Here is a 16484-nt window from a genome sequence, read left to right as displayed (position 1 = left end):
CGGTGAGCGCACCGCCTTCAGCAACCGTTGACAGTAGGCGACTCAGGTCGGGAGTCGATCGGGCCGCTTGGGCGGGTACACCCAGGTGACCATCACCACCGAGATCATCATGAGGAGGAACCACGACACCAGCTTGGTGAGCGGGACGAGTTGCCAGCCGTCCTCCTGGTTCGGGTACAGCCAGGCGCCCGTGATCGTCCCGATGTTCTCGGCGATCCAGATGAAGCAGGCCACGAGCAGGAACGCCACCAGGACGGGCATGCGGTGCGTCCGACGGAACACGCGGAAGTGCATCATCGTCCGGGCGAACACGAGGAGGACGGCCGCGAGCAGCACCCATCGCAGATCCACGATGAAGTGCTGGCTGAAGAAGTTCACGTAGATGCCGGCCGCGATGATCGTCGTGAGCCACACCCGTGGATAGCGGTCGAACCGGAGGTCGAAGAGCCGGTACACCCGGACCATGTACGACCCGACGGCCGCGTACATGAACCCGGTGTACAACGGCACGGCGCCGAGGTGCAGGACCCCGCCGCCGTCGTACTCCCACGACCCCACCCCGGTCTTGAACAGCTCCATACCCGTCCCGACGACGTGGAACAGGACGATCACCCAGAGCTCGCGGCCCGTCTCGAGCCTGGTGACGATCATGACCACCTGGATGACGATGGCAGCGACGACGAGCGCGTCGTTCCGGGCGAGCCAGACGTCGTCCGGGTACCAGAGGCGGGCGGCGACGATGACCGCGAGCATCGCTGCGCCGAAGATGCACGCCCACGCCTGTTTCGCCCCGAAGACGAGGAACTCGACGGCCTTCGCCCGTGCACCGCCGTCGGGGGCGTCGCGCAGGAGCCGGTTGGCCCGGTCGTCGATCCAGCGCTCGACCGCGGTGAGATCGTGCTGATCTCGGCGGCGCGAGCCGCGAGGTGCTCCGTCTGCAGGGGTGGACGGCTCGGACATCGGGCCAGCATACGGGCACACTCGGCGCCGCACCTGAGACGTCGGGAGCACCCCGACGCGGGCTGCGGCGTGCGGCTCCTAGGGTGGATCCATGCAGCAGAACCGCACGATCCGGACCGTCGCCACGGCGCTGTTCACCGTGGCCGCCGTCCTCGGTCTCTCAGGCTGCGGCGACGTGAACGCGGCTTCCGCCGCCGGACGGGACTTCGAGCAGCTCCTGGACGGTGTCCCGGAGGTGGCCGATGTCGACACGACCGGGAGCAACACCCTGCCGTGGAGCGGAACGGCATCGGCGTCGGTGCTCCTGGACGACGACGTCACCGACGATCGACTGAGCGCGATCGTGGACCGCATCGGCGGATTCCTGAACGAGCAGGCGAAGCGGAGCGGCGGAGCGACGTGGGAGGGCGTCGACCTCACCGTCCGCGGGTTCACCCTGTCCGTCCTCGACCGACGAGCCGACAACGCGACCCAGCTGGAGCTGCTCGCCTCGCTCGAGGACGAGGGCGTGCCGGGCGGCGAGCTGCAGCTCGCCTCCGCTGGAACCGACGGTGCGCGCGCGGCCTCGCTCACCCTCGTGGCGCGTCCGGGCGAGGACTTCCTCGATGCCTACGACCTGGCCAGGGCGACCGCCGACGCGACGCCCGCCTACACCGCCGCGGTCGTCACCGGCCGCAGCGATGACGGTGTCGACCCGGCCGAACCCGGCGAGGACGATGCCGACGATGCGCCCCCCGGCTTCCCCAACTGGGACGGGGACGCGCGGTTCTCCATCTCCTCAGGCGTCGACGACGACGCGACGGTCAGCGGCGACCCCGATACGACTCGCGCCGCCTACCTGGCCGTCGCCGAGCAGTTCGAGGTCATCGGCGCCACGCTGACCCCGGACACGATCGACCTCCGCATCGCGAGCGTCGAGGACGTGGCCGCCGCGACCGCGGTGGCGACGGGTGCGGTTCCGGCGAACGTCGCAGTGGAGATCCAGGGCGGGATCGTCACCTGGGATGACGGCGACCAGTCGGCGGACATGCTGCCGGTCGTCCAGGCTCTCGGCGCGGTGCCCGGCGTGACCGCGATCGCGGCGTCAAGTGACCGCCTCGGGATCACGGTGTCGGATCCGATGGCGGGGCGCGCCGCCCTCGATGCGCTCGACGCGCTGCCGGCGGCGTCGATCGTCGAATCGCTTCGGATCGGTGGCCCTGTCGCGAGCGGCGACCCAGGCACGTTCTCGGTGAGCGGCTCTCGCGCGGAGGCCGCATCGCTGTTCACCCTGGTCGAGCAGCTGACCGCATCGGGCTCGCTGGCCTCGTTCGAGAGCAGCGCCGACCGCCTGCAGGTGGACGTCCGCGCGGCGGACGACGCGACACTCGGGGCGGCCATCGGGCTCGTCAAGGCTGGCATCGCGCCGGGGACCTGGACGAGAATCGGCGTCGACGGTGAGCCGGGGACCTGGTGGTTCGACGCCGCGAACACCATCACGATCGACGCCTCCGAGTACGCCGACGAGTCCCCTGAGGAGACCGCACTCCGCGAGCGCATCGAGCGCCTCTGGAACGCCGCCTGACGTCCACAACTCCTGCAACGCCCGTCCGGACGGTCGACGATGCCGGTGCCCGAGCGGCCGCTGCTCGTCGAGCGGTCCAAGCAGCAGGAGTTACGGACGCGGCTCGCCGGGGGCGCGGGGGCGCGAGATCGTCACCGTGAACTTCTGGTTGCGCGCGAACTGCGTCGTCGGACCGACGAGCCGCTCGAGGGCAGCCCGGTAGCCGAGGTGCGAGTTCCACACGACGGCGAGGGTGCCACCCGGCTGCAGGACACGCGCGGCCTCGGCGAACAGGTCGTGGGCGACGCCCGTGTGGACGGTGGTCCCGCTGTGGAAGGGCGGGTTCAGGACGATGAGGTCGGCTGACGCGTCCGGCTGCATCGACAGGCCGTCGTCGCGGAGCACCGTGATGCGCTCGGCCAGCCGGCGGTCGGCGTCGTCGTTGGCCGCGATGGTCGCGGTGGTCGAGGCGACCGCTGCAGCGGACTGGTCGGTCGCGATGACTGCAAGCTCGGGTCGGGCGATGGCGAGCGACACCGCGAGGACGCCGGTGCCGCAGCCGAGGTCGATGGCCGTCCGGGCGTCGGGCGCGATCTCCGGCAGCGCCTCGAGCAGGAAGCGGGTACCGATGTCGAGCTTCGTGCCCGCGAACGCCGTGCCGGCGGCGGCGATGGTCAGGCCGATGTCGGCATGGTGCTCGGTGCGCAGCGCGGTCGGGGCCGTGGTGTCAGCCTCGTCACGCGCTCCCTCGACGGCGGCGGTCACCGGGTCGCTGGCGCGGAGCACCCGGGACTTCTGCCGGGCGAGGCTCGCGGTGACGGTCGAGAAGCTCCGACCGAGGACCTCGTTCATCGCGGGCGTCAGGTGTTTCACCCGGCCACCCGCCAGGAGGCGGACGTCTGCGGCGCTCCAACGGGTCACGGCGGCGGCGATCTCGTGCAGTGCTTCGAGGTGCTTCGGGAGTTGCACGAGGACGAGTGATGCGCCCGTGAACAGCTCCTCGCCGAGCGGCAGGTTGCGGAAGCCGCCGTCGACGCCGAGCCGTTCGGCGTTGGCCGCGAGGGCCCGTTCTCCGACGGCAGCGTCCTGGTGGACCCGGACGTCGGTCGCCCCCAGGAGCGCGATGGCGCCGAGGGTCAGCGCCCCGTAGGCGTCGCCGACGACGACGATCTCGCCGGGCGTCGGCACCCGCCCGGCCAGGGCCTCGGACGCTTCGTCGAGCAGGAGCCGGTCGGTCGCGTCGACGGCGAAGAGGTTGGGTGCCTCGTGATCGGGGAACCGGCGCAGCGCGTCGAAGGAGAACTCGGGCATCCCCTCAGCGTACCGGCGGGTCGTCCGCACGGGTTCGCGCGGTCAGGACGCGGGGACCGCCGCCACGGCGTCGATCTCGACGAGCGCTCCCGGACGTGCCGGGGCGACGGAGACGACCGTCACCGCGGTCCGGCGACCACCCCAGACCGCCGTGGTCGCCGCATAGCCGTCGGACGGATCGATCCCTGGCGCGAGGTAGATGGTGAGCTTCGCGACGTGCTCGGGCCCGGAACCGGCCTCGGCGAGCACCGTGAGGACGTTCCGGAGCGCCTGTTCCGTCTGCGGACCGAGGCCGTCGAGGAGTGCACCCTCAGCGTCGACGCCGTTCTGCCCGCCGACGAACAGCGTCGGGCCGGCCGGGAGGATCATGCCCTGCGCGAAGGCGGGGCTCGTGTACATGGAGGGCGGATCGACGGCGATCGGCGGCGTGGACATGGCTGCTTCCCTTCTGGAGCGGCGACACAGCCTGGACCGGCTGATGCAGCGATTCTGCTCCCGGGGACCGACACCGTCCAGTGGTCAGCCGCGTCGACGGGCGCGCCGAGCCGGCTTCTCCGCCTTCACTGCTCGGAGGACTGCCGGGAAGACGAGGACGCCGAGCCCGGCGGAGACGAGGAGGTTGACGACCGTGGCGATGGCGACGCCCTGGCCGAAGGCGCGGACGGTCTCGAGGCCGCTGGCGTCCTCGGCGCGGACGGACGCGATCGCACCGAACACGATCACGAGGCTGATGACCGCGAAGATGAGCTGCAGCGGGACGGTGGCCCACATGCCCCAGTGCGTGACCGCTCCGGCGCGACGCACGCCGTGACGTCGCAGGATCCGCAGGCTGAGGGCGATGCCGCCAAGGAAGGCGACGACCCCGAGCGCGACGTACCCCCACACCCAGGCACCGAACGGCGGTGTCAGGAAGAGCAGGATGAAGCCGAACACCCGCGAGAAGCCGTCGACCCATTCGGCCTCGCCCGCACCGAGCAGGACGCCGACGAGGATGGGGGCGCCGATCACGACGAGCGTCAGCAGCGGAAGCACGCCCGCGATGACGCCGAAGTACATGAGCGGGTAGGCGGTCAGCCCGGTCAGGCGGGCGCCGCGCCGCCTCCGGGCCGTCGCGGGTGCGGTCTGCGCCGGGTCCGGCTTCGTCACCACGGGCTGCGCGCTCATGCCCCAACCCTACGCGGCGCGCACCCATACGACAGCGCACCCGTGGTCGTCATCCACGCGGGATGACGGCGACGAGTGCGCTGTGGTCGGCTACTCGGAGAGCGACGGCCGCCAGACGACGACCTCGGTCCGGCGGCGGGTGCGGGTACCGCTCCGCATCGGGACGACGCTCCCCTCCATACCGGCGGCGAACACCCGGTTACCCGGGGTACGCAGCAGGGCGTTGGCGAGCGCGTGCTCGAGCTCCCGCACCCGACCCTGGAGCGAGCTGACCTCGTTCTCCAGGGTCAGGATGCGGGAGATGCCCTCGAGGCTGACGCCCTCGGCACTGAGCCTCGACACCTCACGGAGCTGGGCGATGTCGCGCATCGAGTACCTGCGTGACTTCCCCGCGGTCCGCGTCGGCGACACGAGCCCGAGCCGGTCGTACTGCCGAAGGGTCTGCGGGTGCATGCCGGCGAGCTCGGCAGCCATCGCGATCGCGAAGACCGGCGAATGCTCGTCCATGCTCCCTGCCCTTCCGTGTGCTGCTGGCTGCTAGCCCCGCGCCCGAGCGATGAGCTCGTCGCGGGGGTTGTCCTTCGGCTCCAGCTCGTGGAACCGTTCGAGTGCTTCCTTGGCCTCGCCGCCGAGATGCGCCGGGACGACGATCTGCACGACGGCCAAGAGGTCGCCGGTGCCCTTCGTCGTCGCGACACCGCGGCCCTTGACGCGGAGGACGCGGCCGCTCGGCGTACCGGGGGCGACGCGCAGCTTGACGGGGTCGCCGCCGAGCGTCGGAACCTCGATCGTGGCGCCGAGCGCGGCCTCCACGAAGGTGACCGGCACGGTGACGCGGAGGTTCAGGCCGTCGCGTTCGAACACGGGATGCTTGCGGACACTCACGGTGACCACGATATCGCCGGGTTCGCCGCCGTCCGGACTCGGCTGCCCCTTGCCGCGCAGGCGGATCTTCTGTCCATCCGACACACCCGCCGGGATCTTCACCTTGATGGTGCGTCCCTCGGAGGTCTGCAGGGAGATGGTGTCGCCCTGCGTGGCCGTGATGAAGTCGATCGTCGTGTGCGCGGTGATGTCGCGGCCCGGCGTGGGTCCGCCGTAGCCGCGGAAGCCACCTGAGGTCTGGCCGAAGCCACCCTGGCCGAACATGCCGCCGAGGATGTCCTCGTATCCGGGAGGAGCCTGCTGGTAGCTGTAGCTCTGGCGACCGCCACCACCACCGCCCCCACCGAACATCGTCCCGAAGACGTCCTCGAAGCCGCCCTGGCCGCCGCCGGCACCCGGGGCGGTGAAGCGTGCTCCACCGCCCATGGCACGAACGGCGTCGTACTCCTTGCGCTGCTCGGGGTCGCCGAGGACCGAGTGGGCCTCGCTGATCTCCTTGAACTTCGCCTCCGCCTTCGCATCACCCGGGTTGGAGTCCGGGTGGTACTGCCGGGCGAGCTTCCGGTAGACCTTCTTCAGCTCCGCGGGCGTCACGTCCTTCTTGACGCCGAGGACCTTGTAGAAGTCCTTGTCGAACCAGTCCTGACTCGCCATGGCTAGCTCGCCGGGACCGCGACGACCACCTTCGCGGCGCGCAGCAGGGTGGAGCCCAGGTGGTACCCGGTCTCCACGACGTCGAGGACGGTCTCGCCCTCGGCGCCCGGCGTGGGCTGCTGGAAGATGGCCTCGTGCACGTTGGGGTCGAAGGTCTCGCCGACCGCTCCGAACGGCTTCAGCCCGAGCTTCTCGGCAGCGCCGCGGAGCTTGGCCGCGATCTGCGTGAAGGGGGCGTCGCCCTCGAGGTCGCCGTGCTTGTCAGCGCGGTCGAGGTCGTCGAGCACCGGGAGCAGGACCTTGGCGACCTCGCCGGTGGTGCGCTCGCGCTCCACCTCGCGGCCGGCCTCGGTGCGCTTCCGGTAGTTCGCGTACTCGGCCGTGACGCGCTGCAGGTCGCCGAGGCGTTCTGCAGCGAGCTGCTCGGCCGGGGAGAGGTCGCCGCCCTGCACGGGCTCCTCGGGAGCCGCATTGAGGATGTCCTCGACGGTCAGCTCGTCGTCGGCGGCCGGTGCCTCGGCGTCGGCGGATTCGGCAGGTGCGCCCGAGGGGGCCGACGCGTCGGCGTCAGCCCCCTCGGTGCCAGGCTGACGAACCTCGCCGGTCTCCGGGTCGTCCCCATGCTTCGCGGCCTGTCCTGAGCCTGTCGAAGGGATGATGGGATCGTCCTGGTTCTGGTTCTGGTTCTCGTCAGTCATGGTTACTTCTTGTCCTTGTCGTCTTCGTCCTCGACGACCTCGGCGTCGACGACGTCCTCATCGGAGGTCGCCTCCTCAGCCGGGGCCTCGGTTCCTGCGGCGGACTCGGAGGCCTGCGCCTGGGCGTAGATCGCCTCGCCGAGCTTGACCTGGCTCTCGTTGAGCTTGTCGAACGCGGTCTTCACCGCGTCCTCGTCCTCACCGGCGAGCGCGCTCTTCAGGGCGTCGACATCGGCCTGGACATCGGTCTTGATGTCCTCGGGCAGCTTGTCGTCGTTCTCCTTGATGAGCTTGTCGATCGAGTACGCGAGCTGCTCGGCGCTGTTGCGGACCTCGGCCTGCTCGCGGCGGGCCTTGTCGTCCGCAGCGTGCTCCTCGGCCTCGCGGACCATGCGCTCGATGTCCTCCTTGCCGAGGGACGAGCCACCGGTGATGGTCATCGACTGCTCCTTGCCGGTGCCCTTGTCCTTGGCGGACACGTGCACGATGCCGTTGGCGTCGATGTCGAAGGTGACCTCGACCTGCGGCACACCGCGCGGAGCCGGCGCGATGCCGGTCAGCTCGAAGGTGCCGAGGTTCTTGTTGTCGCGGGTGAACTCACGCTCGCCCTGGAAGACCTGGATCGCGACGGACGGCTGGTTGTCGTCGGCCGTGGTGAAGGTCTCGCTCCGCTTCGTGGGGATCGCGGTGTTGCGCTCGATGAGCTTCGTCATGATGCCACCCTTGGTCTCGATACCGAGCGACAGGGGGGTGACGTCGATGAGCAGCACGTCCTTGCGCTCACCCTTCAGCACGCCGGCCTGGAGGGCGGCGCCGACGGCGACGACCTCGTCAGGGTTGACGCCCTTGTTGGGCTCCTGACCACCGGTGAGCTTCTTGACGAGCTCCGCGACGGCGGGCATACGGGTCGATCCACCGACGAGCACGACGTGCGCGATGTCGGAGACCTTCACGCCGGCCTCGGCGATGACGTCGTTGAACGGCTTGCGGGTGCGCTCGAGGAGGTCGTTGGTGAGCTCCTCGAACTTCGCGCGGCTGAGGGTCTCATCGAGGTTCGCCGGGCCGTTCTCCGTGAGGGAGAGGTACGGGAGCTGGATCGAGGTCGACATCGAGGAGCTGAGCTCCTTCTTCGCCTGCTCGGCGGCCTCCTTGAGGCGCTGCTTCGCGATCTTGTCGCCCGAGACGTCGACACCGGTCGAGTCCTTGAAGCGCTTGATCAGGTAGTCGACGACGCGCTGGTCCCAGTCGTCTCCACCGAGGCGGTTGTCGCCGGAGGTGGAACGGACCTGGATGGTGGAGAAGTCGTCGTCCTTGCCCACTTCGAGCAGCGAGACGTCGAAGGTACCGCCACCGAGGTCGAAGACGAGGATGAGCTCGTCCTCCTTACCACGGTCGAGGCCGTAGGCGAGGGCAGCGGCGGTCGGCTCGTTGATGATGCGGAGCACGTTGAGGCCTGCGACCTCACCGGCCTCCTTCGTGGCCTGACGCTCGGCGTCGTTGAAGTAGGCGGGGACGGTGATGACCGCGTCGGTCACGGTGTCGCCCAGGTACTGCTCGGCGTCGCGCTTCAGCTTCGCGAGGATGCGGGCGGACAGCTCCTGCGGCGTGTACTTCTTGCCGTCGACGTCGAACTTCCAGTCGGTGCCCATGTGGCGCTTGACGCTCGCGATGGTGCGGTCGACGTTGGTGACGGCCTGGCGCTTCGCGGTCTCGCCGACGAGCACCTCGCCGTCCTTGGTGAATGCGACGACGGAGGGGGTGGTGCGGAAGCCCTCGGCGTTGGCGATGACGGTGGGTTCTCCACCTTCGAGGACGGCGACCACCGAGTTGGTGGTACCGAGGTCGATGCCTACTGCACGTGCCATGTGTTGGTTCTCCTTGTGTTGACTGCCGGTTCGGAACTCGTCGACTCGGGCGGCATGCTGTGGGCGTCCGGCCGACTCGACGAGCTCGGCACCGAGCTGGTTGATGGGTGATGCTGGTGTGACGTCGAGACTTGAGCCCCGATGACTCAATGCTACCGAGGCCCGGTTTCGACGTCAAGAAAGTTGAGTCCGCCTGGCTCAACTCCCAGCGGATGGCCAGTTTGCCTGCGCGGCGGCCAGCCGGAACGGCGACAGGCCCAGGGTCCGGAGGTCCGGTCCCTGAGCCTGTCGATCCATCTCCCGGCTTAGGCGGCTTCCGCCACCACCACGGACCGTTCGGTGACGACGATCTTCCCGCCGACCGCGTCGACGTGCACGGTCGAGCCGTCGCCGACCCCACCACTCACGACGAGCTCGGCGATGCGGTCGTCGACCTCACGCTGGATGAGGCGACGCAGGGGGCGCGCGCCGTACTCCGGCTCGTAGCCGAGCTCCGCGAGGAGCGCGAGCGCCTCGGGCGTCGTCTCGAGTGACGCACCGCGCGCGGCCAACCGTTCGGTCGTGCGGCCGAGCATCAGCCCGACGATCTCCTGCAGCTGCTGCTGGTCGAGCTTGCGGAAGAGGACGATCTCATCGATGCGGTTGAGGAACTCCGGACGCATCGCCTCGCGCAGCTTGCCCATGACCCGGGCACGCAGCGCCTCCTCGGAGCCGAAGCCCGTCGGGTCGTCGGCGCCGCCCGCCACGAAGCCCATCGCACCGGACCGGGAGGCCAGGAACTCGGAGCCGAGGTTCGACGTCATGACGACGACCGTGTTGCGGAAGTCGATCGTCCGCCCCTGACCGTCGGTCAGGCGACCGTCGTCGAGCACCTGCAGGAGCAGGTTGAACACGTCCGGGTGCGCCTTCTCGATCTCGTCGAACAGCACGATCGAGTACGGGTTGCGTCGCACGCGCTCGGTGAGCTGGCCCGCCTCGTCGAACCCGACGTACCCGGGAGGGGCGCCGACGAGTCGCGACACCGTGTGGCGTTCGCCGAACTCGCTCATGTCGAAGCGGATCACCGAGTGCTCGTCAGCGAAGAGGGATCCGGCGAGCGCCTTCGCGAGCTCCGTCTTACCCACGCCGGTGGGGCCGAGGAACAGGAAGCTGCCGACGGGTCGGTTCGCATCCCCCATGCCCGTGCGGTTGCGACGGACGGCCTTCGACACCGCGGTCACGGCGTCGTGCTGGCCGATGACGCGAGCGTGCAGTTCGTCCTCGAGGCCGGCGAGACGTTCCCGCTCGCCCTCCGTGAGCCGACTGACCGGGATGCCGGTGGCGCGGGACACGACGCCGGCGATCTGGGCCTCGTCGACGACGGCGTCGCGGTCGGTGCGCGCGCCGGGGCCGTTGGAGGCGGCGTCGAGCTTCGCCTGCACGGCGGTGATCTCATCGCGGATGCGCGAGGCCTCCTCGTAGTGCTCGGCCGACACGGCAGCGTTCTTCGACGCCTCGAGTGTCGCGAGCTCCTCGACGAGGGCGCTCACGTCGACCGCCTTCCCGAGCCGCAACCGCAGCCGGGCTCCGGCCTGGTCGACGAGGTCGATGGCCTTGTCGGGCAGGACGCGGTCGGGCAGGTAGCGGGCCGAGAGCTCGACGGCGGCGCGGAGGGCGTCGTCGGTGAAGCGGACGTCGTGGTGCTCCTCGTACGCCGGACGGAGACCGTCGAGGATGAGGACGGCGTCCTCGATCGACGGCTCGCCGACGCGCACGGGCTGGAAGCGGCGTTCGAGTGCCGGGTCCTTCTCGATCCCGCGGTACTCACGGAGCGTGGTCGCACCGATGAGGTGCAGCTCACCGCGCGCGAGACGCGGCTTGAGCATGTTGCCGGCGTCCATGCCGCCCTCGCCGGAGCCTCCGGCGCCGACGACGGTGTGGACCTCGTCGATGAAGACGATCAGCTCGGAGCGGTTGGCTGCGATCTCGTCGAGCAGGCCGGTGAGGCGCTCCTCGAAGTCACCGCGGTACCGGGTTCCGGCGACCATGGCCGGCAGGTCGAGTGAGATGACGCGCTTCCCGCGCAGCTGCTCCGGGACGCCGCCGTCGACGATCGCCTGGGCGAGCCCCTCGACGACCGCGGTCTTGCCGACGCCGGCCTCGCCGACGAGCACGGGGTTGTTCTTCGTGCGTCGGGAGAGGATCTCGATGGTCTGCTCGATCTCCTCCGAACGTCCGATGACGGGGTCGAGCGATCCGCCGGCGGCGAGCGCCGTGAGGTCGGTGCCGAAACGGTCGAGCATCGGGGTGTCCGAGTCGAGGTCGTCGGCATCGCGGTCGTCCTGGTCGTCGGTGGCGACGCCGGGGTCGCCGACGGTCTGGCGCATGCCCTGGGTCAGCGCCTCCGCCGTGACGCCGGCGCGGGCGAGGACTTCACCGGCTGGCGAGTCCTGGTTGATGACGAGGGCGAAGAAGAGGTGCTCGGGGTCGACGTACGTCGATCCGGCGGCGCGGGCCACCTGGTAGGCGTGGAACAGTGCGCGCTGGGCCGACGGCGTGATGGCCGGGTCCTTGACGCTCGGCGAGGACGCCTGCGGCAGGCGCTGCTCGGCGGCCTTGGCGATGACCTTCGGGTCGACGCCGAGGCGCGCGACGGCGTCCTTCGCGGGCTCCTCGCTCACGATGACGCGCAGGATGTGCAGCGCGTCGAGCTCGTTCTGGCCGCGCTCGAGCGCGAACCGGCCGGCGCGCTGCAGGATCTCCTGCGTCCGCGCGGTGAGGAAGCGGCTGAGGTCGATGGTCCGCGCCGAACGCGCCCGCTCGCCCTCGAGGTATCGGGCGAGGAAGTCGTCGAACGACGACGATCCGCCGTCTGCTGCTGCGCCGCCCTGGGTGAAGTCTTCGGGCACGTGAACCTCCTGGATTCAAACTTGAGTGTCGTACGCTCAAGTCCAACGCGGGGTGCCCGAAGCTATTCCCGGGCCCGTTCCGCATCCCAGCGAACCTTCAGCGAGCGAGCCTGTCCACCGCCGACCGACGATGCTCCAGCGCCGCGGGCAAAGCGAGGGCGGCGGCCAGCACACAGAAACCTGCAGCGCCGACTGCGAGGCCTGGCACGACGGCGAGCAGGGGGCGCGCCCCCGTTTCGAGGCGACCGAACGCCTCAGCCTCCACCACTGAGACAGCCGCTGCCGTCAGGAGCCCGAGAAACGTCGCGGTCACGGCATACATGAAGGCTTCGACGATGCCGGCCCCGACGATCGAGCGGTGACTGACGCCGCCCACAGCCAGCAGCGCCCGCTCGTGCGTTCGCTCACGAGCAGCCATCACCACGACCGTCGCGGTGCCGGCGATCGCCAGGACGACCGTCGGACCGAGAATGGTCCAGACGCCGGAGTGGTTGATACCGTGCTCGCCGGCGGGCACAAGCCCGGCCGCCCTCCTGGCGGAATCGGCGGTCTCGAACACGGTGTAGATCGAACTCGCGAGGGCGACCGCGACGTAGAGCGGAACGAGGGAGACGCCTACACGGTCCAAGCGGAAGGCGCAGCCGCGACGCGCGAGGTACCAAGCGGTCGACCATCGACGTGGGACGATCCACGTCCACGCTGCGAGGAACAGCGCAGTGACCCGCGAGACGTGCAGCGCGATCAGCGGGATGATCAGCAACGACAGGAGCATCGCGAGGCCGACCAGGAGCCCGAGCCGACTGGACACGTCGCCGCTCGCCGAGCCGACCATTCCGGCCGCCATTGCGAGGACCGCCGCCGAGATGACCAGGCTGAGCGCGAGCCTGAACGCGGTCGGGCGACTGCGGACGACGTCTGCGCTCAGGACCGCGTCGACCGCCGGTACCCGGAGGATCGAGCCGACGCCTCGCAGACCGGCGAGCAACAGGATGCCGATGATTAGTGCCCAGGTCGACAGGAGCGCCAGCGTGCTCGCCGGGGCAACGACGATCGCGGTGACCGCGTTGGCCTGCAGGACCCAGGCGGTGAACCGCGGCGCGACCAATAGGGCCAGCGGCAGCCCGAGCGCTCCGCCCACGGTCCCGAGCACGATCAGCTGCGATACCAGGACGCCGGCGATCCGCACTGACGACATCCCCGCGAGCTTCCAAGTCGCGAACGGTCGACGCTGGAGTTGCACCGCCAAGGAGACCGCGCTGGAGGTGATGACGAGGACGGCGAGCGAGGCCATCCCGTACATCGGCGTGCTCAGATTCCGGACGATGCGCTGTTCCCGGACGGGCAGCCGATCGGCGACCTCCACGAGCACTCCCACGCTGACAAGGAGCGCGTTCGCGAGTGCCAGGAACAGGAGCAGGGAGATCCACACCCGCCACTGCTGCTGGAGTGTGCGGAGAACGAGACCGGCCATCGTCATGCTTCCACGGACGTATGGACACTGTCCGCGCGGGCCGTTTCGATGGCGGACAAGAGCGCTTCCGGGGTGGCGGACGTCAGCTCGGCGTGGACGGAACCGTCACAGAGGACCAGCACACGATCCGCACGCGCAGCAGCGTCGAGGTCATGAGTCACCATCACCATCGTGCGTTCGGAACCGAGCGATCCGAACAGGAGGTCGAGCACGACCCGTCCTGACGACGTGTCGAGTGCACCGGTGGGTTCGTCGGCGAAGACCAATTCAGCCTGGGACAGCAACACCCGGCCGATCGCGACGCGCTGCCGTTCACCGCCTGACAGCTCGTCCGGGCGATGCCGGAGGCGCGACGCCATTCCGATGTCCGCGGCGACATCTGCGACCGCCTGACGCCCGGCTGCGCGACCGGCGAAGAGCGCTGGCAACGCGAGGTTGTCCCGCACGTTGATGGAGGGGATCAGGTTGTAGTCCTGGAACACGAAGCCGACGGACCGCCGCCGGAATCGGGAACGACCCCATTCGGTCAGGGATGACAGCTCCGTCCCCAACGCCACGACGCTTCCACGTGTCGGAGCTCGGAGACCAGATAGGCAGTGCAGGAGTGTCGACTTCCCGGATCCCGAGGGCCCGACGACCGCCAACGACTCACCGGCGGCTACAGAAAGACTCACCCCCCGCAACACGTGGACCGGGTCGCGGCGACGCGGCGAATAGCCGAAGGAGAGATCGCGTGCTTCCAGGCTCATCGTTGCAGTGTCTTTCGTCGTTCAGGCACGGTGTCTCCACCAGCTCAGGTCGGTCGTGAGCATCGGGGCTGCTGCGCTCGATGTCCTCGAAATATCAAATGTAGAGTTCGGTGTCGTCGACTGCAACGCCGGGCCTCCGCGCTACCGCCCGTTCACCACGCGGCACTAGCCTCAGTGCATGAGCACGACTCCCCCAGGTGGCACCGACGACACCGGCCGGACAGGTGGGCCCGGCGACGAGGCCCCGCGTCTCGGATCCCGGCCCCGCAACTTCCCGCCACCACCGCTCGTCACCCCCGACGCCGCAGCAGCCACCGTCGACCTCGACACCTCGCAGGTCGCCGCTGTGAAAGCGCAGGCGGGTCGCAAGGGTCGCATCTTCGCGTGGAGCCTGTGGGACTGGGGCTCGGCGTCGTTCAACGCCGTCGTCACCACCTTCGTGTTCACCGTCTATCTGACGAGCGACTCCTTCGGCGAGGAGGCCGCGGTGTCGGCGTCCCTCGGGTGGGCGCTCGCCGCCGCCGGGCTGCTGATCGCGATCCTCGCGCCGGTCGTCGGCCAGCGGTCGGACTCCGCCGGGCGGCGGAAGTTCTGGCTCGGCTTCAACACCTACGTCGTCGTCGCGATCACCGCGCTCCTCTTCTTCGTCGCCCCCGATCCGAACTTCCTCTGGCTGGGCCTCGTCCTCCTCGCGGTCGGCAACATCGTGTTCGAGTTCGCCGGCGTCAACTACAACGCGATGCTCGCCCAGGTGTCGACGCCCACCTCCATCGGCAAGGTCTCCGGTCTCGGCTGGGGCATGGGGTACATCGGCGGCATCGTGCTGCTGCTCATCGTGTACTTCGGCTTCATCTCCCCCGAGGTCGGACTCTTCGGCGTCACCGGCGAAGACGGCATGGACGTCCGCGTCGCGATGCTCGTGTCTGCGGCGTGGTTCGGGATCTTCGCCCTGCCCGTGCTGTTCGCGGTGCCCGAGTACCACGCACCCCAGGCCGTCGCCCGGCCGCACGTCGGGTTCTTCGCCTCCTACGGGGTGCTCGCCAAGAGCATCGCGGAACTCTGGCGCGACAGCCGACAGACGCTCTACTTCCTGCTCGCGAGCGCCGTGTTCCGCGACGGGCTCGCCGGTGTCTTCACCTTCGGTGGCGTCCTGGCCGCAGGGACCTTCGGCTTCTCACCCGGCGAGGTGATCATCTTCGCGATCGCCGCCAACGTCGTCGCCGGGATCGCGACGATCACGATCGGCCTGCTCGACGACAAGGTGGGCCCGAAACCCGTCATCGTCGCGTCGCTCATCGGCCTCGTCATCGCGGGAAGCGCCGTGTTCTTCCTCCACGAGGGCGGCGCGACGATCTTCTGGGTCTTCGGCCTCATGCTGTGCCTGTTCGTCGGCCCTGCCCAGTCGGCGAGCCGCTCGTTCCTGGCGCGCATCATCCCCGAGGGCCGCGAGGGTGAGGTCTTCGGCCTCTACGCCACGACCGGCCGCGCCGTGTCCTTCCTCGCGCCGACCGCCTTCGCTCTGTTCGTCACGCTCGGTGGGGCGCAGTTCTGGGGGATCCTCGGGATCGTGCTCGTGCTGCTCATCGGCCTCGGACTGCTGATCCCGGTGCACGCGAAGCAGGGGCGGCTCGCCTCGCGGGTGTGACACGCGCCGCCACCGCTCGTGCCATCGGACCTTCTAGCTTGATTTCGTAATTACGATATTTGTACACTTGGGTCATGACGACCATCGATCCCGGCGATCTCGAGGCACGTCTCGCGCGTCTCGAAGCCGCCGTGTTCGCCCGACCGGCCGACGACGACACGACCACCGAGCGACCGGACGACGTCGCGTCCGCGACGGGCGATGCCGACGACACCTTCTGGGCGCTCCGTGGGCTCGAACAGCGCACGGCGGCGCTCGAGCACGGGGCGGTCCTCTTCACCGGATCGGTCGTCGCGGGCGGCGGACCCGTGCAGTGGCAGTACGCCAGGGCCACCGACGACCTCCTCGCGCTCGGTGACGACCCCGACGCCGCGGAATCAGCAGGCTCCGGTCCACTCGCGACGGCGGCATCGCGACTCGCGGCCATCGGCTCCCCCGTCCGACTGCAGCTGCTCCTGGCCGTCGCCGACGGCACCTCTGCACTCGCGGACCTCGGCGAACTCGACGGCATCGGGACGACCGGCCAGGTCTACCACCACGTCCGCGTCCTGACGGCCGCCGGCTGGCTGCAACCCGCCGGCCGCGGACGGGTGGCGGTCCCGCCCATGCGACTCGTCCCGCTGCTCGTCGCCGTCGCCGCCATGGAATGAC

At 69.7% G+C, this 16484-nt stretch carries 14 protein-coding genes; 3 read left to right on the top strand and 11 right to left on the bottom strand.

Going from position 1 to position 16484, the window contains the following annotated elements; all coding sequences use genetic code 11:
* Positions 1 to 42: 42 nt before the first annotated feature.
* Positions 43 to 960, bottom strand: a complete 918-nt coding sequence (locus IFR14_RS04705) for a DUF817 domain-containing protein (RefSeq protein ID WP_191940409.1) — start codon at positions 958 to 960, stop codon at positions 43 to 45.
* Positions 961 to 1051: 91 nt separating this feature from the next.
* On the opposite strand from IFR14_RS04705, the gene IFR14_RS04700 reads away from it, so the two are divergent.
* Entirely contained in the window at positions 1052 to 2524 is a 1473-nt protein-coding gene (locus IFR14_RS04700) for a hypothetical protein (protein WP_191940408.1), read from the top strand.
* 90 nt (positions 2525 to 2614) lie between these two features.
* On the opposite strand, the gene IFR14_RS04695 is transcribed toward IFR14_RS04700, so the two are convergent.
* From IFR14_RS04695 to IFR14_RS04650, 10 genes are all read right to left on the bottom strand, one after another.
* Complete coding sequence (locus tag IFR14_RS04695) at positions 2615 to 3814, bottom strand: class I SAM-dependent methyltransferase (RefSeq protein WP_191940407.1); 1200 nt, start codon at positions 3812 to 3814, stop codon at positions 2615 to 2617.
* Positions 3815 to 3856: 42 nt separating this feature from the next.
* Positions 3857 to 4249: a RidA family protein gene (locus tag IFR14_RS04690; RefSeq protein WP_191940406.1), complete on the bottom strand. Its 393-nt coding sequence runs from the start codon at positions 4247 to 4249 to the stop codon at positions 3857 to 3859.
* Between the two features lie 84 nt (positions 4250 to 4333).
* Positions 4334 to 4978, bottom strand: a complete 645-nt coding sequence (locus IFR14_RS04685) for a hypothetical protein (RefSeq protein WP_191940405.1) — start codon at positions 4976 to 4978, stop codon at positions 4334 to 4336.
* A 90-nt stretch (positions 4979 to 5068) separates the two neighbouring features.
* Positions 5069 to 5485: a heat shock protein transcriptional repressor HspR gene (locus tag IFR14_RS04680; RefSeq protein ID WP_064297156.1), complete on the bottom strand. Its 417-nt coding sequence runs from the start codon at positions 5483 to 5485 to the stop codon at positions 5069 to 5071.
* 30 nt (positions 5486 to 5515) lie between these two features.
* Positions 5516 to 6517 (bottom strand): DnaJ C-terminal domain-containing protein, encoded by a 1002-nt coding sequence (locus IFR14_RS04675; RefSeq protein WP_079704948.1) that lies wholly within the window; start codon positions 6515 to 6517, stop codon positions 5516 to 5518.
* Between the two features lie 2 nt (positions 6518 to 6519).
* Positions 6520 to 7215, bottom strand: a complete 696-nt coding sequence (locus IFR14_RS04670) for a nucleotide exchange factor GrpE (RefSeq protein ID WP_191940404.1) — start codon at positions 7213 to 7215, stop codon at positions 6520 to 6522.
* Positions 7216 to 7217: 2 nt separating this feature from the next.
* Positions 7218 to 9080 (bottom strand): molecular chaperone DnaK, encoded by a 1863-nt coding sequence (gene dnaK, locus IFR14_RS04665; protein ID WP_191940403.1) that lies wholly within the window; start codon positions 9078 to 9080, stop codon positions 7218 to 7220.
* A 305-nt stretch (positions 9081 to 9385) separates the two neighbouring features.
* Positions 9386 to 11968, bottom strand: coding sequence for an AAA family ATPase (locus IFR14_RS04660; RefSeq protein WP_191940402.1), 2583 nt, complete (start codon positions 11966 to 11968; stop codon positions 9386 to 9388).
* A 97-nt stretch (positions 11969 to 12065) separates the two neighbouring features.
* Positions 12066 to 13439, bottom strand: coding sequence for an FtsX-like permease family protein (locus IFR14_RS04655; protein ID WP_191940401.1), 1374 nt, complete (start codon positions 13437 to 13439; stop codon positions 12066 to 12068).
* A 2-nt stretch (positions 13440 to 13441) separates the two neighbouring features.
* The gene (locus IFR14_RS04650; RefSeq protein WP_191940400.1) at positions 13442 to 14188 is read right to left on the bottom strand and encodes an ABC transporter ATP-binding protein; all 747 of its coding nucleotides are present in this window, start codon (positions 14186 to 14188) and stop codon (positions 13442 to 13444) included.
* A 178-nt stretch (positions 14189 to 14366) separates the two neighbouring features.
* On the opposite strand from IFR14_RS04650, the gene IFR14_RS04645 reads away from it, so the two are divergent.
* Both IFR14_RS04645 and IFR14_RS04640 read left to right on the top strand, forming a co-directional pair.
* Positions 14367 to 15833, top strand: coding sequence for an MFS transporter (locus IFR14_RS04645; protein WP_191940399.1), 1467 nt, complete (start codon positions 14367 to 14369; stop codon positions 15831 to 15833).
* A 74-nt stretch (positions 15834 to 15907) separates the two neighbouring features.
* Entirely contained in the window at positions 15908 to 16483 is a 576-nt protein-coding gene (locus tag IFR14_RS04640; RefSeq protein ID WP_191940398.1) for a winged helix-turn-helix domain-containing protein, read from the top strand.
* Position 16484: the final 1 nt, after the last annotated feature.

The organism is Plantibacter sp. CFBP 8775, from assembly GCF_014839505.1.
GTDB classification, from domain to species: Bacteria; Actinomycetota; Actinomycetes; order Actinomycetales; family Microbacteriaceae; genus Plantibacter; species Plantibacter auratus.
The sequence above is the reverse complement of the archived record's forward strand: the minus strand, read 5'-3'. Positions and strand labels throughout refer to the sequence as shown.

What these genes read in the sequence shown, in the direction of transcription:
- IFR14_RS04705 (WP_191940409.1), bottom strand. Translation starts at nt 960, where the DNA reads ATGTCCGAGCCGTCCACCCCTGCAGACGGAGCACCTCGCGGCTCGCGC.
- IFR14_RS04700 (WP_191940408.1), top strand. Translation starts at nt 1,052, where the DNA reads ATGCAGCAGAACCGCACGATCCGGACCGTCGCCACGGCGCTGTTCACC.
- IFR14_RS04695 (WP_191940407.1), bottom strand. Translation starts at nt 3,814, where the DNA reads ATGCCCGAGTTCTCCTTCGACGCGCTGCGCCGGTTCCCCGATCACGAG.
- IFR14_RS04690 (WP_191940406.1), bottom strand. Translation starts at nt 4,249, where the DNA reads ATGTCCACGCCGCCGATCGCCGTCGATCCGCCCTCCATGTACACGAGC.
- IFR14_RS04685 (WP_191940405.1), bottom strand. Translation starts at nt 4,978, where the DNA reads ATGAGCGCGCAGCCCGTGGTGACGAAGCCGGACCCGGCGCAGACCGCA.
- IFR14_RS04680 (WP_064297156.1), bottom strand. Translation starts at nt 5,485, where the DNA reads ATGGACGAGCATTCGCCGGTCTTCGCGATCGCGATGGCTGCCGAGCTC.
- IFR14_RS04675 (WP_079704948.1), bottom strand. Translation starts at nt 6,517, where the DNA reads ATGGCGAGTCAGGACTGGTTCGACAAGGACTTCTACAAGGTCCTCGGC.
- IFR14_RS04670 (WP_191940404.1), bottom strand. Translation starts at nt 7,215, where the DNA reads ATGACTGACGAGAACCAGAACCAGAACCAGGACGATCCCATCATCCCT.
- dnaK (WP_191940403.1), bottom strand. Translation starts at nt 9,080, where the DNA reads ATGGCACGTGCAGTAGGCATCGACCTCGGTACCACCAACTCGGTGGTC.
- IFR14_RS04655 (WP_191940401.1), bottom strand. Translation starts at nt 13,439, where the DNA reads ATGGCCGGTCTCGTTCTCCGCACACTCCAGCAGCAGTGGCGGGTGTGG.
- IFR14_RS04650 (WP_191940400.1), bottom strand. Translation starts at nt 14,188, where the DNA reads ATGAGCCTGGAAGCACGCGATCTCTCCTTCGGCTATTCGCCGCGTCGC.
- IFR14_RS04645 (WP_191940399.1), top strand. Translation starts at nt 14,367, where the DNA reads ATGAGCACGACTCCCCCAGGTGGCACCGACGACACCGGCCGGACAGGT.
- IFR14_RS04640 (WP_191940398.1), top strand. Translation starts at nt 15,908, where the DNA reads ATGACGACCATCGATCCCGGCGATCTCGAGGCACGTCTCGCGCGTCTC.